This window comes from Arthrobacter sp. Cr_A7, assembly GCF_029222765.1.
In the GTDB taxonomy this organism is placed as follows: Bacteria; Actinomycetota; Actinomycetes; order Actinomycetales; family Micrococcaceae; genus Arthrobacter.
The window spans coordinates 1-15,760 of record NZ_JARHXQ010000011.1 but is presented as its reverse complement, the minus strand read 5'-3'; the positions used below and the strand labels follow the sequence as shown (position 1 = coordinate 15,760).

At 62.1% G+C, this 15,760-nt stretch carries 12 protein-coding genes; 5 read left to right on the top strand and 7 right to left on the bottom strand.

Going from position 1 to position 15,760, the window contains the following annotated elements; translation table 11 throughout:
- Positions 1-926: TM2 domain-containing protein (locus tag P2Q66_RS00650; RefSeq protein WP_345795615.1), on the top strand; the 926-nt coding region annotated here is incomplete at its 5' end.
- 410 nt (positions 927-1,336) lie between these two features.
- On the opposite strand, the gene P2Q66_RS00645 is transcribed toward P2Q66_RS00650, so the two are convergent.
- The 3 genes from P2Q66_RS00645 to P2Q66_RS00635 are packed head-to-tail and all read right to left on the bottom strand — an operon-like array spanning position 1,337 to position 5,276.
- Complete coding sequence (locus tag P2Q66_RS00645) at positions 1,337-2,929, bottom strand: dihydrolipoamide acetyltransferase family protein (protein ID WP_275724776.1); 1,593 nt, start codon at positions 2,927-2,929, stop codon at positions 1,337-1,339.
- 2 nt (positions 2,930-2,931) lie between these two features.
- Positions 2,932-4,044 (bottom strand): transketolase C-terminal domain-containing protein, encoded by a 1,113-nt coding sequence (locus tag P2Q66_RS00640; RefSeq protein ID WP_275724774.1) that lies wholly within the window; start codon positions 4,042-4,044, stop codon positions 2,932-2,934.
- The gene (locus tag P2Q66_RS00635) at positions 4,041-5,276 is read right to left on the bottom strand and encodes a thiamine pyrophosphate-dependent dehydrogenase E1 component subunit alpha (protein WP_275724772.1); all 1,236 of its coding nucleotides are present in this window, start codon (positions 5,274-5,276) and stop codon (positions 4,041-4,043) included. Before P2Q66_RS00635 ends, P2Q66_RS00640 begins: the two co-directional genes overlap by 4 nt.
- Positions 5,277-5,575: 299 nt before the next feature.
- On the opposite strand from P2Q66_RS00635, the gene P2Q66_RS00630 reads away from it, so the two are divergent.
- The 4 genes from P2Q66_RS00630 to P2Q66_RS00615 all read left to right on the top strand — a co-directional run bounded on the left by P2Q66_RS00630 (position 5,576) and on the right by P2Q66_RS00615 (position 9,338).
- A complete protein-coding gene (locus P2Q66_RS00630) occupies positions 5,576-6,190 on the top strand; it encodes a metalloregulator ArsR/SmtB family transcription factor (protein WP_275724770.1) in 615 nt (204 codons plus the stop codon).
- Positions 6,191-6,603: 413 nt separating this feature from the next.
- Complete coding sequence (locus P2Q66_RS00625; protein ID WP_275724769.1) at positions 6,604-6,825, top strand: hypothetical protein; 222 nt, start codon at positions 6,604-6,606, stop codon at positions 6,823-6,825.
- Between the two features lie 195 nt (positions 6,826-7,020).
- Positions 7,021-7,485: an Lrp/AsnC family transcriptional regulator gene (locus tag P2Q66_RS00620; RefSeq protein ID WP_079596441.1), complete on the top strand. Its 465-nt coding sequence runs from the start codon at positions 7,021-7,023 to the stop codon at positions 7,483-7,485.
- A gap of 1,091 nt (positions 7,486-8,576) precedes the next feature.
- Positions 8,577-9,338, top strand: coding sequence for an ANTAR domain-containing protein (locus tag P2Q66_RS00615; RefSeq protein ID WP_275724767.1), 762 nt, complete (start codon positions 8,577-8,579; stop codon positions 9,336-9,338).
- A 296-nt stretch (positions 9,339-9,634) separates the two neighbouring features.
- On the opposite strand, the gene P2Q66_RS00610 is transcribed toward P2Q66_RS00615, so the two are convergent.
- From P2Q66_RS00610 to P2Q66_RS00595, 4 genes are all read right to left on the bottom strand, one after another.
- Positions 9,635-10,450, bottom strand: a complete 816-nt coding sequence (locus P2Q66_RS00610) for an MBL fold metallo-hydrolase (RefSeq protein WP_275724766.1) — start codon at positions 10,448-10,450, stop codon at positions 9,635-9,637.
- A 1,352-nt stretch (positions 10,451-11,802) separates the two neighbouring features.
- Entirely contained in the window at positions 11,803-13,005 is a 1,203-nt protein-coding gene (locus P2Q66_RS00605; RefSeq protein WP_275724765.1) for an acyltransferase, read from the bottom strand.
- Complete coding sequence (locus tag P2Q66_RS00600; protein WP_275724763.1) at positions 13,002-14,042, bottom strand: acyltransferase; 1,041 nt, start codon at positions 14,040-14,042, stop codon at positions 13,002-13,004. The genes P2Q66_RS00605 and P2Q66_RS00600 overlap by 4 nt, the downstream gene beginning before the upstream one ends.
- Positions 14,043-14,759: 717 nt before the next feature.
- Positions 14,760-14,996, bottom strand: a complete 237-nt coding sequence (locus tag P2Q66_RS00595; protein ID WP_275724761.1) for a hypothetical protein — start codon at positions 14,994-14,996, stop codon at positions 14,760-14,762.
- Between the last annotated feature and the right edge of the window lie 764 nt (positions 14,997-15,760).

The window sequence follows — 15,760 nt, the reverse complement described above, 5'->3', positions numbered from 1 at the left end:
ACGTTCAACGGGTGAATGAAAACTCAGCTCCGCCCATCCCCACCGCACCTGCCAGCTTTGGCGGACCGTACCAGGGAGGACAACAGGGCGGATACCAGCCGGACCCCTATGGACACCCTCCTTATGCCACCGCCCCGGGGAAGTCCTTCGTGGTTACCTGGCTCCTCTCCCTCCTGCTGGGCGGCCTGGGTGTGGACCGCTTCTACCTCGGCAAGATCGGCACCTGCATCGTCAAGCTGCTGACCTTGGGCGGCTTGGGCATCTGGTCCATCATCGACCTGATCATCATCCTGACCGGGAACATGCGGGACAAGAACGGGTTGCCGCTGGAGGGTTACCCGGAAAACAAGAAGACGGCCTGGATCATCACCGGCGCCGTCTGGCTCGTCGGGGTGGTCGTTGGCATCCTGTACACGGTGATGTCCTTTGCCCTGGCCAACAGCGCGTTGGAGGAGCTGCGCAAAAGCTCCCCCGAGGTCACCCAGGCCGCCGATCCCCAGGTCAGTGAAGCGGCATCACAGCCCTCCATTACCGCCGGTGACGACACTTCCTTCACGGTCACGGTCTCCGATGGGAACACCGTGAAGGTGGGCGTCATCGACGCCATCTACACCCAGGAGATTCCCGGGATGTCCTACATGACCCCGGCAAACGGAGGCTTCCTCGCCATCAATGTTTCCTGGGAGACGCTGACCGGAACCAGCCTTGCCAGCTCCTCAAACTTCGAGGCCTACGACGCCGACGGCAACGAGGGCGAGGGGATCTACCTGGAGGAGGGGCTTGAGGGCCTGCCCACCGAGGAAGTCGCCGCCGGTGATGCACGCCAGGGTGTGGTGGTGTTCGACGTCAAGAAGGGCCCGACCACCATCGTGGTCACCGACGACGTTGGCGACAAGGCAGCCACCTTCACCCTGACTACCCAGTAATCGAAAAAGCACAAAACCCGCGGCCCTTGAAGGTCGCGGGTTTTTTGCTTGCGGCTGCCCCTTGACCTGCACCCGATGGAGAGAAAGTCAGTCCGCAGATTTCCGACACACAGTAATCTGCTGCCCTGTGGTCGCTTCCTCGAATAGACGCTTATGTGGCGCTGGCGGGTCTCCCGGAGAGGGCCACCAAACCTAAGACCCGCCAGCACTGGTGTGACCGGCGAGTGTTGGGTTTGAGACCTCTTGGCTTAGGGAGACCTCTCCTCGCTGGCTTCCACCAGTCAACAATGCTGCTCCACCCTGCGCACGAGTAGACGGTACCTGTTCTCCGCCTGTCCTCCGACGGAGTGACCACCTGCTTGTACCTAAGTGCCAGTGAGGCCGTTTAGGTCCATCCCTGACTTGTGCCGCTACAGCTCAATCAACAGCCTTCCCGGGTTTTCGATGGCGTCAGCCACGAAGCGAAGGAAGCCGGCTGCGGTGCCGCCGTCGCAGACGCGGTGGTCGAAGGTCAGCGTCAGCTCGGTGACCTTCCGGACCGCAAGTTTACCGTTCACCACCCACGGCTTGTCGATGATCCGGCCAACGCCGAGGATGCCCACCTCCGGGTGGTTGATGATCGCCGCCGACCCGTCCACGCCGAACACCCCGTAGTTGTTCAGCGTAAACGTTCCGCTGCCGAGTTCTATCGGAGTGGCCTTGCCCTGGCGGGCGACGTCTGTGAGCCGGCGGATCTCCGCGTCCAGTTCGCGAGCGCTCAGTTTTTCAGCGGAACGGACCGACGGGACCACGAGTCCCCGGTCGGTCTGCGCGGCGATGCCGAGGTTGATTCCGTCGAACGAAACAATCTCCTGCGAGCCGTCCTGCGTGGTTTCGATGCGCGTGTTCAGCTCCGGGTACTTCTTGAGCCCCGCGGTGACAAAGCGGGCAATGAACGCGAGCAGGCCCGGTACCTCGGCGCCGCCGGCCTTGAGTTGCTCGCGGAGCTCCACGAGGGCCATCGCGTCGACGTCCACCCAGACCGTTGCCTCTGGGATTTCCGAGCGGCTGCGGGACATGTTGGCGGCCACGGCCTTGCGTACTCCCCTGACAGGCGTGCGCGAGGAAACGGCAAGGCCGGTCCGGGCGTCGGTTCCCTCCGGTGATCGAGCTTGTCGAGATCCAGGAGCCTCTGAGGTTTCGACAGACTCAACCATCGGCGCTTCCACGTCGCTGGACGGGGGTGGGGCCACGCCCGCAGGGTTCCCTGGCCGAGCTTGCGAGGTTAGGGGGCGGGTGGGGAGGATGGCCGCTTCGACGTCCTTGCGCATGATCAGTCCGCCGTCACCCGAGCCGGGGATCTCTCCCAGGTCGACGCCGTGCTCCCGCGCCATCCGCCGGACCAGCGGGGAGATCACGGCACCGAGCTTCCCGGGGACGCGGGTGCGCAGGAGGGTGAGGTCGTCCTCTTTGGTTTCTTTGGTTTCGACAGGCTCAACCACCGAGCGGTCAGCAACCGCCACGGATGACTTGGGCGCCCGGGTACGACGGGCAACGCCGTGGCCTCCTGGGGTGCCATAGCCGATGAGGACGTTGCCGGACCCCGCCTTTTCTTCTTCGCGGTAGGTCTCGGCCTCTTTGGTTTCGACAGGCTCAACCACCGAGGAGGAAGGTTCAACCACCGCCTCGCCCAGCTCGGTTTCGACGGGCTTGGTTTCGACAGGCTCAACCACCGGGGTTTCGACGGGTTCAACCACCGGCTGGGCAGGCTCACCCACCGAGGCAGGCGTCACCGAGATCAGCGGCTTCCCCACGTCCAGGGTCTCCCCCGGCTGCCCGTGCAGCTCGGCCACAATCCCGGCATAGGGTGATGGCACCTCAACAGTGGACTTGGCCGTCTCCACCTCCGCGATCGGCTGATCCACGGAAATAGTGTCACCAACAGAAACGTGCCAGGACACCAGCTCGGCTTCGGTCAGCCCCTCGCCCAGGTCCGGCAACAAAAACACGCGTGCTTCACTCATGGTCAGTTCTCCCACTGCAGGTCGTCAACGGCGTCGAGGATGCGGTCCACGCCGGGCAGGTAATACTTTTCAAGCTTCGGCGCCGGATACGGGATGTCGAACCCCGTCACGCGGCGGATGGGTGCCGCCAGGTAGTGGAAGCAGCGCTCCTGCACCCGGGCCACGATCTCCGAGGACACGGACGCGAACCCGTGCGCTTCCGCGATCACTACGGCCCGCCCGGTCTTCCGGACCGACTCGCAGACAGTGGCATCGTCGAACGGGACGATGGTGCGGACGTCGATGACCTCCAGCGAGCGCCCCTCCAGCGCGGCGGCCTCGGCGGCGGCGAGCGCGGTGGGGACGGACGGCCCGTACGCGATCAGGGTCGCGTCAGTGCCGGAACGCGCGACGGCGGCGCGCCCCTGCGAGGACTGCCCCGCCGAAGCAGCGGAAGAGTAAGAGGACCGAAGCTCGGACAGGTCCACCAGATCCTTGGACCAGTACAGCTTCTTGGGCTCCATAAACATCACGGGATCGTCCGAGTCGATGGCCTCGCGGAGCATCCGGTACCCGTCCGCCACGGTGGCCGGGGTGAACACCTTCAGCCCAGCGGTGTGGGCGTAGTAGGACTCGGAGGAGTCGCAGTGGTGCTCCACTCCCCCGATCCCGCCGCCGTACGGCACCCGGATCACCAGCGGCAGTTTCACCGCCCCCTTGGTCCGGTTGTGCATCTTGGCCACGTGGCTGACGATCTGCTCGAACGCCGGGTACGCGAACGCGTCGAACTGCATCTCGATCACCGGGCGCATCCCGTTGATCGCCATGCCCACGGCCATGCCCACAATCCCGGACTCGGCCAGCGGAGTGTCGAAGCAGCGCTGCTCACCGAACGTCGCGGTGAGCCCGTCGGTGATCCGGAAGACCCCGCCCAGCATGCCCACGTCCTCGCCGAACACCAGGACGGAGGGATCGGCGTGCATCGCGTCGGCCAGGGCAGTGTTAAGAGCCTTGGCAAGAGTGACCGGTTGGGGGCCGGCGGCTTCCGCGGAGGCAGCGGCCGAGGCGGCGGCCCGGGCGGTGGCGGCGCTAACGTTGCCATTGGCCTCGGACGAGGTGGTGATGGTGGGGCTCACTTGGCGGCCTCCTCCGTAGATGTGGCGTCGCGGGCGAGTTCGTCGGCGAGCAGGGCGGACTGTTCCTTCAGCTGCGGCGTGGTCTTGGCGAAAACGTGGCGGAAGAGCTCCTGCGGGTCCACCGGCACGTCCTCGCTGAGGCCGTCACGCAGCTGCGTGGCAACCGCTTCCGCCTTTTCGCGGATCCGCCGCTCGCCGTCGTCGTCCAAGAGACCGCGGTCGGTGAGGTAGGTCCGCATCCGGTTCACCGGATCCTTCGCCCGCCACTCGGCAACTTCAGCGCTCTCCCGGTAGCGCGTGTCGTCGTCGGCATTCGTGTGGGCCTGCATCCGGTAGGTGTGCGCCTCCACCAGCAGGGGGCCGGAACCGCCCCGGGCGAGCGCAACGGCCCGGTCCAGGACGGCGAGGAGCGCGACGACGTCGTTGCCGTCCACGCGTTCGCCGGCCATGCCGTAGCCCACCGCCTTGTGCGCGAGCGACGGCGCCACGGACTGGTGCGCCAGCGGCACCGAGATGGCGTACTTGTTGTTCTGGACGAAGAAGATCACCGGCAGGTGGAAGACGGCGGCGAAGTTCAGGGCCTCGTGGAAGTCGCCTTCGCTGGTGGCGCCGTCGCCGCACATGGCCAGCACCACGGTGTCCTCGCCGCGGAGTTTGGCGGCGTGGGCAACGCCGACGGCGTGGAGCAGCTGGGTGGTCAGCGGCGTGCACTGGATGCCCACCTTGTGCTCGAGGGGGTTGAAGCCGCCGTGCCAGTCGCCGCGGAAGATGGTCATCACCTGGACGGGGTCCACGCCGCGCGCCATCACGGCGACGGCGTCGCGGTAGGTGGGGAACATCCAGTCGCCGCCGGACAGGCACAGGGCGGCCGCCACTTGGCAGGCCTCCTGGCCGTGGCTGGACGGGTACACGGCCATGCGGCCCTGCCGGACCAGCGCGGAGTTCTGGTCGTTGACGCGGCGGCCGACGACGAGCTGCTCGTACGCTGCCAGCAGTTCAGCATCGCCGGGCAACGGGTACTCGTGGCCGGGTTCGGTGCCCTGCTCACCTTCGGGCTTGAGCCGGCCGTCCGGGTCCACCATCTGGATCTGGTGCCGGGCCGGGAGCATGTAGTCCTCCACCGTGATCCCGAACTTCTTGACGGCCTCGGTGAGGGCGTCTTCTGTTCGCGCCTTACTGGTGCGGTCCGCCTTGGCAGTGTCCGGTGCGGTGTGGTCTGCGGAGATCGTCATTGGTCCATCCTTCGAAAGCCACTATTTACTCCCAGTATTGACCCGGGGAAGGTTTCGTATCCAGCGTCTGCGGGAATCTTGGAGAAGCTGGCTGATTCTGCTGCTGCTGGAAGACGAATTGTCAGTGTGACGCAGGTTACCGGCGGTGCGGTGGACAAAACGGCGGGCAAGGATTTTGGGGACTCTGCCGAGCCGGACGTGTCCGCTTCCACTGACGCCTGAATTCCCCGACGTGACCTCCCGGCTGCGGACGGCAGAGCGGAGGATAATGGCGTGCATAGACCAAGGAAGCGAAGCGCATGAGCAGCGATGACATTGGCTCGGAGAGCCGCGCGGCTCCGATGGCCGCACCGGTACATGGTGGCGGCGCCGGACCGGCGATGTCTGCTGCGGCGGAGGTGTTCAAGGCCGTGGCCCATCCGGTCCGGGCACAGATCCTGGAGCTGCTCTCCCACGGCGAGTCCTCCATCCCGGAACTCTGCGAAGGCACGGGAGTGAAGGCCACACACCTGGCGCGGCACCTCACCCAGCTGCGCGGGCAGCAGCTGATCCAGCGCCTCTGGTCCGGCGGGCGCCTTGTCTACCGACTCACAAACCCGGAAGCCGCCGGCCTGCTCGCCGCTGCCCGTTCCGTACTCCAGGCCCGGACGGCATCCGCCGACGGTGCCCTGCGCCCCGCGCCGGAGGAGTTGCCGGATCCGGCCTGGCTGGATGAACAGTTGTCCAAGCTGGAGTCACTTCTGGCCTCGCGCTCGGTGATCGCGGAGGCCCGCACAGCGATCGCCGAGCGGAGCGGTTGCACCCCGGAAGAAGCGGCCGCAGAGCTTTTCAGGACAGCCCGCACCCGCGGTGTCACCCTGCTGGAAGCCGCCCGGGACGAACTTGGCAACGGGCAGGAACAGCGCCACACCTGACCCCGGTGGCACTCCCCCGTCTGCCCGGTTGCCGAAGCAATCAAGTGCTGCCAGCCTGCCCCTTGGAGTAAAGGTTCGTCTCTTTTCAAAAAGCCCTTGACCCCCACTTACGGGAGGGCCACACTCGGATGGTCGCGATTGACGAAAACGTCAATCCGTCAATGTCCGGAAGATTCCTTTCCGTTCATTACAGGCAGGAAGCTCCGCATCAGGTGGCAGGGATTTCCCGTGGTTTGGGGGCTCGTGGTGCGGCGACGGATGCGGAGGGGACACTGGCGTCCCCTCCGCCTCTGGATCACTCTTCGCGGTCAGCCTTCCCTGCGGCTGGCGGGGACCGGGGACTTGGGTCATCCGTCCCGCGGGCGAGGCGGCATTTCATATACCGGGAAATGACTAAGAGTGGGGTAACTGTAATGGGCATCGACAAGCTGTGGGACCGGCTCGAGCCAGAAACGCGGCAGTGGCTGCTGGACAATCCCGGGTGCAGAATTCTTCCCCGGACCATCGCGGCCCAGATCAAGAAGGCCACGGGCGCCGAGTTCGAACAGGACCGCCACGGTGAGAGCATCCTCTCCCCCAGCGACTGCGACTTCATCCGTCGTGCAGCGGAACTCCACGATGCCCAGCGGCGGTAACGTCCCGTATCGGCGCCCCTGACGGCGGTACCGTTGTTGCCGGCCTTCCCGATTACTCTATCCACTCGCAGTCCCCTGCCGCGTGAGGTTCGTATCCAGCCTGTGCAGCATCCGTGGAGAAGTTGGCTGATTCTGCCTATGCTGGAAGACGAATTGTAAGTCTCACCAGATTTGCCGAACAGGGGCCGTGAACAAATGGCAGCCAGGGATGCCGGGACGGAACCCGTACCGTTGGACGACATTGATCGCAGGATCATTTCCGAACTCACCCGGGACGGCAGGATGTCCGTCACCCAGGTGGCGGAGAACGTTCACATCTCCCGGGCACATGCGTACACCCGGATCGGCAGGCTCACGAGTGAAGGCGTGCTCTCCAGGTTCACCGCGCTGGTGGATCCCATCAAGGCCGGGCTCCGGTCGTCCGCCTACGTGACTCTGAAGCTGAGGCAGGATTCCTGGCGCGAGCTTCGTGACCAGCTGGGCGCCATCCCGGAGGTACACCACATTGCCCTGGTAGGCGGCGACTTCGACGTCATCCTGCTGGTCCGCGCCGTGGACAACATCGACCTGCGGCGCGTCATCTTCGACCAGCTGCAGTCCATGCCCGGAGTACTTGATACCCAGACGTTCTTGGTGTTCGAGGACGTGGACACGCGCTGAACTGCGGGCGGCGTCAGGGGTGCGTTCGAACACTCGAACACGCCTCGAAAGCCGAGCGCCGTTTGGTGGAGCTGACCACCGGTTTGACAAGAGTAGCGTCGTCAGGACCTAGAAGCGTAAAAACACAAAGACGGCGCGCCCAATGAGGTTGGGCGTCGCTTTTGCCACCATATCGCAACGGTACTAAATCAGCTTATTGGCTTCTTGCAACAACCTTGAGCCGAACCTGCAGCATTTCTTGATTCTGCATTTGTAGATATGAGGGATGGGGCTTATCGAGTGGCTAAGTGACTTCTTCTACCCGGGTATCGACATGAAGAGTAGGCGTTTCGCGCTCTGCTCTATCTGCCGCCAGTCGGAAAAGCAGGACCGGTTTGACACGTTCTGCTCTGCCGACTGCCTGGAAAAAGGCCATTAGAGCAGCAGGCAGAATGACCATCCTGTGAGGTGTTGCGGTCCAAGTCGTAACGCCGCATAGACCGTCGGGCGTCCAACATGACGTTGGCTAGGTAAGCGTGTCCAGCGTCGTTCAGATGCAGTCTGTTCGCGCTGAAGAAGTCGTTTGAATCAGACAGGCTGGGTCGGGATGAGTGCATTGGAGTCCATGACATGAATACTGCCTGCCTGATCCCTGCGGCCAACTTCACTGCGTTGACGCAGTTCGCCCATTGCTCGGTTGTGCTGACTGATTGGCTGCCTTGTCGCCCTCGAATTCTACTTGCAAGACGACGGAGCAGGTGGTCTTCTTGATGATCTGCGCAACAAGAGTTGCCACGGTGTTGTTTCGAGTCCCGCTTCCTTGTGTAATCGGCAAGACTTTTCAGTCCGTTGCCTACCCAGTACGCGCGGCGCTACGTGGCAGCGACATCGCGTAGTCCTCATCGAGGCGGGAGTGCCCGCCACCGAAAGTCGGTGCTCACCGGTCTTTCCGCGGAGTTCTGAGGCCCTCGTAGCGTGAAGCAAGTACTGCCCAGAACCGGCAGGAAAAGTAGAGTACCCGCTACTCGTGTCCGTGCCGGAGCACACCCCTAGATTCGAGGAAAGGGCCGCGCTGTTGAGGGCGGAACCGATCGTCGAGTGGGGGCAGAAGCGTGACAGTACAGCCGGCATCCGGAAGCAAGCGCACGGAACACCCTGGGTTCCTGCTGGACCTGATCACCGGAACGGATACAGAAATGGCGTCGGTTCAGCGGCTGGCGGATGCGGCTGCGCTGGCGCTCACCGGATCGGCGGGGACGGGGATTGACTGTGCCGCGACAATGGTGACTGCGGAAAGTCTCCCCGTCACTGCTGGCAATACCAGCCCGGCCGCCAATGTGGCCTCCTCCGAGGACCGGTACGGCGACGGTCCCATGGAGCAAGCGGCCGCCACGGGAGGACCTGTAGTAGTGACAATGGGCGGCACTGCGCAGGGATGGCAGGCGTACCGGCGCCGACTTACCGGCTTGGGGTACGGTGGCGCGCTAGCTGTTCCGCTGGAGCTCAAGGCACGAACAACCTGCACCCTGGTGTTCCTGGGACCGGCGGGGTTTGAGTTCACACCCGAACTCGTGGGCGAGGCCACGTGGCTTGCCCGGGTTGCCTCGTCCAGCATGAAGCTTGCCCTGGAGGTCCGGAGCGTCCGTTCCGCCGGCGACAACCTGAAGACAGTTTTAGAAAGCCGCACATCCATAGATGTGGCGTGTGGGGTGATCATGGCGCAGAACCGCTGTTCGTACAGCGAGGCGTTCAGCAAACTTGCAGGAGTATCGCGCCAGCGGAACCTGAAGGTCCGCAGCGTTGCGGAGAACATTTTGAAAGCGATGGCCGGCGGCTCGCCGGGGACCCGGTTCGAGCCGCCGGTGCTGGCATAGGGCACTTCGTCGCGTCGCTACGCCAGCACCGGGGGTGTAACCCGGCTTTGCCCTTCCAGCTAGTGGCGTACCTTCGTGTGGATGAGTTTAGCGGCTAAAAGGCCCACAGCCCCGAGTGATCCCAGCATCCCGCCAAGGGCTACAACGTAGTCGGTGATGGTCATGTCCTGCTCCCTCCGTACTGCCCGGTACTGCCTGACAAGCAACAAGCTACGTGGTCAGGCTCAGGATTGGGTGAAGGATCGCCCGCGGGTCGGGTCAAGGTTTGTGCAGGGATACGGTTTGCGGCCTGCAAACTAGTGCTCCCGGCGAGTCTCCTGGAGACGCTTGATGAACCAGCGCGACTGTTCCGGCCCGTACGGCAGGACCGGGATTGCCTTAGTGGCATCACTCGGAGTATCGCGGATTGACTGGCGTGCCTGGCGAACAGCGGTTGTCATGGTGTTCGCCATGGTTTTGACGAACTGGTCGCTGCACGGCTTCCCGTGCCCGGGAATAAGGAACTCGTAGCGGTGGCGCAGCGCTGAGATGTGCCGGAGCGCGTCCGCCCACTCTTCCGGATAGGAGTCTTCGAAGGACGGGTGCGCGCCCTGTTCCACAAGGTCGCCCACGAACAGGGTAGTGGGTGTACCCACCAGAAGGTCGCCGTCAGTGTGGCCGCGGCCCAGGTAGAACAGCGTAGCGGTCAGCCCGCCGAGATCCACCAGGACGGGCTGGTCCTTTACGATGGCATTGGGCACTACGAGTTCCACGTTCTGGCCTTCGCCGGCGGACATCTCCGGTTCCAGCGTCCCGACGAGGCGGCGCTGGAGGTCCCCGCGCTCATCTATCTCGGTCGCGCAGTTCTGGTGCCCCCAGAACTCGGTTACGCCCGCTTCCGCGAACACCGCGTTGCCAAAGAAGTGGTCGTAGTGGGCGTGAGTGTTTACGACGACGAGCGGCAGCTGGGTCTTCCCCCGCACCGCGTCCAGGATCTCCCGGCCCTGCCGAGGGCCGCAGCCCGTGTCGATCACCATGGCACGCTCGGATCCCACAACCAATCCGGTGTTCAGCAACGATCCTTCGGTGACCAGCACATAGTTGTCCGCGCCGACTTCGAGCCATTCCGACATTGTTTCTCCGTACCTCCGGCAAAGCAGTATGCGATCGTCTAGGCGTTGATTGTATCCACCGGCCGGTGGTTGAGCCTGTCGAAACCCCGAGAAAGCCGTTCGCTGGTTGAGCCTTTCAAAACCACCGACGGCGGCCGGGCTCGTGCTCGCTCATGCCCGCGTGCGTCAATGATCGCTGAAGAGTCGTTCCCAAGCACAAAACATTGCATGAAGAGCCCCCGCCCATCGGGGGTTTACGGTACATAATGCCTATGCAAACAAGGCAGTTGCCGCTGAAACGTACGCCGAAAGTTCAACTGCCTTTCCAGGCGGCACTGGGGCTCCCGGGACGTCGACCCGGTGAACATCTGGTTCGGTTCCGGCGATTCCATCACCGAAGGCCACGGCGCGACACCCAGGGCCACCGCCGGCAGGACAGGTGCAGCCGCGACCATCCGCGCACGCTACCCCAACGCTGGAGTCACGGGCGGAGCTGGGCCTACGCGGGCCTTGTTTAGGGCCACCACCATGGGCCAGCCCGCAGTTACGAGCTGCACTGTGGTCGCGCCTACCAGCCTCCGCGCGGGCGGGCGTACTTATGTCATCGCGCCCCGTGGCTACATTGGCTGGATCGTCACAGGGACGTCCGTGAACATCGTCTGCGCTTTCGGGCCAGCCTCGGACGTGACCGTGAGTGTAGACGGCACCGACGTGGGATCACTCCCCACCGCAAACTGGAGGCGCCACCACGGACGGCCAGCTTTATCGTGTCACGATTGGCATCCAGGGCCAGCATGTCGTAAAGGCCCCCACGCACGCCTCCAATTACGCCCGTATCGGCGGCATCATGGTGTACAAGGGCGACGAAGCCAAAAGCGTCCGCTTCAACCACGTGTCCAGGTCTGGATCCACGGGCATAGGTTGTGGGCAACGGGGCGCTTCGCCCTAGTAGCCGACCGCGCTGTCCCACTCCCGGGGAGAAATGCCCGTGTCGGCGTCCGGCTTATTGTACCTGGCCGCCGCAGGGTTGCCTTTCGCGCGCGGAATGCCAGAGCGGCAACTGCGAAAAGAACTAAAATGAACAGCGGTTCAATAGTGGAACCCTTGCCGAGAAGTATAGGGAGTTAACGGGTGAGCGCGGCGTAGCACACCACGGCAGTCACGAAAGCGAGGATGCTTAGGCCGGAATACCGCAGCGGCCGATTTATCCAACGCCGGGTCTTCTTGCCTTTGTTGTGCTTGTTGTATCCCATGCGGCCGACTGTACCCGGCACCGTACGTACATTTCCCACTGAAGCATCCATAGTTCCTACTAAGCGTTCAGTTCTGTCGGGCGTAAGTTGGGCATTGCCCAGCACGGACGTCCCTACCGGCTATTGAAGTGCACCCTGATCGGCCACGAGTCGTCTAGAGAAGGTTAGGCTCGGGCGCTCCACCCCAATGTAGAAAAGCTGAGCCAGAACTAGTGCAACCGGGATGCCAACAAGCATCACGACATACCGCTGGTCGTCGCGCAGGAAAGAATTCAGCACTTCAAGGATCGGACCATGAACCAAGTAAAGACTGAAAGAAATCCTGCCAAGCCATTGAACTGCCCGCCACTCCAGAGCGGATCTGAATGCGGCGTGAAATGCGGCACAGAACACCAACACTGCAGCACCGGTGAAGGACAGTGGCCGGGTGAGATCGAGTACGAATTTCGGCGGATCGAAGGCAAGGACCAGCCAATAGGAGCACAGAACTAGGGCCGCCAACCCAAGCAGACCGTTCCACGCGAAGTGGCTACGGGGCAAATTATCGATCCTAAGGGCATAAGTTCGCAGCTGCGGCCACTCGACTGCCATCAATGCTCCGAGCGCGAACAACGGCATAAATAGAAAAGCATCGCCGACCAGCTGAAGCGGCGAAAGAACCGTGCTCCCAAGGATGCTTATAAGGATCACAACGGCCACTTTTATTCCCAGTAGCGAACGCCACCGGCACGCAAATATGACGTAGGCAGGCAGCGCGAGGGAGAAGAGCATTTCCCAATGTAGGGACCATAATGGACCGTTTAGATCCGAAACCCCTGTCAGGAGCACAGCGTCGCGCACAATGCGAAGCGGTGCCAGGAGAGGCTCCTTCTCTGCAAGCCAGACCTGCGCGGTCGGTGCATCCAACAGGGATACACATGCAGTGAGGACGACCGCGAAAGCGAGAGCGGCCCACACTGGAAGGTACAGGCGTGCCAGTCTCCGGGGGTAGTACTGACGCCAGGAAAAGGACGAGGCCTGCAATACGGGCAAAGTCAGAACGAAGCCGCTCAGCACAAAGAAGATGTATACGGCTTCTGAACCCGCCCATAGTAGATGGAGAGGCGTATGGGTGCCCCACCACGACACCGTTCCAAAAGGAAGCGGATCCTCACTTGTATGAACGTAGCGCAACCACGGAAAAACGATGAGCGAATGACCGATCACGACAACAAGTGCCGCAACTCCGCGCAGACCGTCCAGTGACCGGATCCGCCCCACGGGTCCTGCTGCATTAGTGGAGTATGACGCTTTACCCTCAATCGACCGTTCGATGTGCCTCACTGCGCGAACTGCTTTTTCCAACGGTCAATGCGCTTGGCCAACAACCTGTGTGTGCCTACCGCCAGCACGACGCTCAAGGGGATACCTACGAGGGCTACATCAATAAGCCGAGAATCTGTTGCCAGTCGCAGTACGACCAGAATTGCATAATGCCAGATGTACAACTCGTAACTGATCTTGCCGATGTAAACGACGGCGGGGCTACTGAGTGCGGACACTAAAGCGGATTGCCTCGTGGAGATGCTCGCTAGCAGTGCAACAGTCGCCGAAGCAGCCAGAGCAAATGCGACCGCCTGCAGTCCCTCAACGGAGCCAATCACCACTGCTCCAACTAGGCCAATCAAGCCGATCTGGCCGACTGGAGCTGCTGCACAAAATACCGGCCGGCGCTCAAGCCAAAGCGCCAACGAGCAGCCCATGAGTATGCCGCCGGCACGCAGGAAGAAACTTGTCTCGCCAGTAGCTGAGAACAGTTGTATTTGGACGATCATCATTGCTAGTCCAAGTACGCCAATTAAGATCCAAGCCTTAGATCCCACCCATCGGAGGGCTCCGATTAGAGCTACTGGCCATACGAGATAGAACATCTCCTCAATTCCCAGTGACCAGGTGTGCAGCCAGATTTGGCTTCCCTTGCCAAGCACTTCCACGACCAGTGGTGTCAAATAAGTCACCGCCAGCGCTACTTCAACAAAGTGCTTCGTGCCCCACAGCGCGAATCCGAACGGCAATATGACGGCGAGTGCCAGCAATAATGACGGATAAAGGCGGATTGCGCGTCGCAGATAGAACTTCCCGATGCGGATCTTACCTTGAGTTCGCCACTCCCTGAGGAGTATCCCCGTGATCAAGAATCCGGACAGAACGAAAAAGACATCGACGCCGAGAAACCCGCCAAATTCTAGGGGCTGAAGTCCGTGGTGAACGAGAACCAGTGCGATACCTATTGCACGCAGGCCGTCGAGTTGCGGAAGGTAGCCTGAGCCGAGTCGGCTTTTGGGCACAGCTGTATTTAGGATGGTTCCCCCAGTAGTCATGCCCTAATGATAGAGCCAGAAAAGACCGGTCAATGCCCTAGCCCTCTGACCGGTCCTCGTCGGGTATCTCGCCAGCAACGATCGGATCAGCCGCGGCTTGGGTATGGACAAGCGCCGAGCGGACACAGCCCAAGCATAAAAGAATCAAGGAGACCGTCCATGTCCCCCTCTTTGGGTGGATTGTGACCCCACGAGCCCCGGGAATACCTGGATCCGTCTGACCATGAGTGGGAGGACCTGAGCGAGTTTGCTAAGGCCAGAGCCAACGCAGACGCCCGATACTTCTGCGATCAAACTCCACTGCCGTCCGCAGTGCCTTTGAGCACTTTGACGCAACCCTGGACAAACGCATCGTGTTCGGGAAGTCTATACTCTTAGACCGAACCGTCGCCCTGCTGGTTGAGGTGTCTACGCTGACGGGAGGCGGAGTCAGAGTATCTTCGTCGGATTGACCGCCACAAGGCAACCTTCTCCGTTCTGGACCACTCGTTATCCATCCAGGACCTGTGCCCCGAGATGACTAAGATTGGCCGGGCTGCACACCAGTACCTAGAGGACAATCGGAGCATTTGAAGCCGGACAAAGGTGCCAATAGGAGCGGTTACGTGCCGCTCCCCTCAGCCGTTGATCACTTTTGTCTTGCGTAGGCTCCCGGAAACAGGACTAAGGAGCCGTTAGAGCGCGACTCTACCTAGTTCTCACGCCCTTCCATCAGGCTCAGATGTCCGGGAGGAGGCTGTCGGTTTCGATCGCGCCGGGCAGGGAGCGGAAGAAATTTAAGGCGGTGCCGCCGGCGTAACCATCCGTGGTCGAAGGTGACGGTCGGCTCGGCGCCCTTGCGGACGGCCGGCTCACCGTCCACGTCGCTAACAACTTGTGAATGATCCCGCCAACGCCGAGGATGGCCACCTCCGGCTGGAGGATGGTTGCAGCGGATCCGTCCACGCCAAACACGCCGTCATTTTCGAGAGTGAATTTGCCGCTGCCCGGCTCAGTGGAGGTCGCCTCGCCTTAGCGCACAGCGTCATCAGCCGCCGTATCTCCGCGTCCGGTTCCGAGGAGGTCAGTTTCTCGGCGCCGCCGTCTGAAGGCAGCGCGATGCCGCGGTTGGTCTCCTGGTGATGCGGAGCTTGATCCTGTCAAATAAAACGATTTCCTGCGACTCGGCAAACGCTTTTTCGGTCCGGGTGTTCGGCTGGGGTAGATGTTCAGCCCGGCGGTGACAAAGCGGCGACGCTAGCAGGCCTGGCACATCGCATCTGCCCGCCCACTCGCACTCAGCGATTACTAGTCCCGATGCACCACCCGTTCAGTATCTGCGGCAAGTTTTAGCAGCGACCTCGCGCGCTTACGGTACGCTCCTTTGACTTGACTATTTTCGGGTAAAGCATCATATTCGGTCTCCCCGTAGAGGCACCTTGCCACGGCTTCGACCGCGTCCTTAGTGATGCGAAAGGTTGCTCCGCCGTCCTCAGAATTTGGACCAGTTTTTGTTCCCATAGGGTTGACCCTACAAATGGGAACTGCTATTTTGCATCAATTTTTGATCAAGGGAGGAACAGTTTTCGGTGGCAGCAGGATGAGGCGGGATGCTTTTGCCACTGTAGGAGCTTGGCTGCTGGAGCTTTACTAGGGCCAGCTTTTATTTCAGTGCGGTTTGCAAGTTCGCTGTGCTCTGCACCGCCTGAGACATGCGTTTCGCGTCGCTCGCGCGTCTT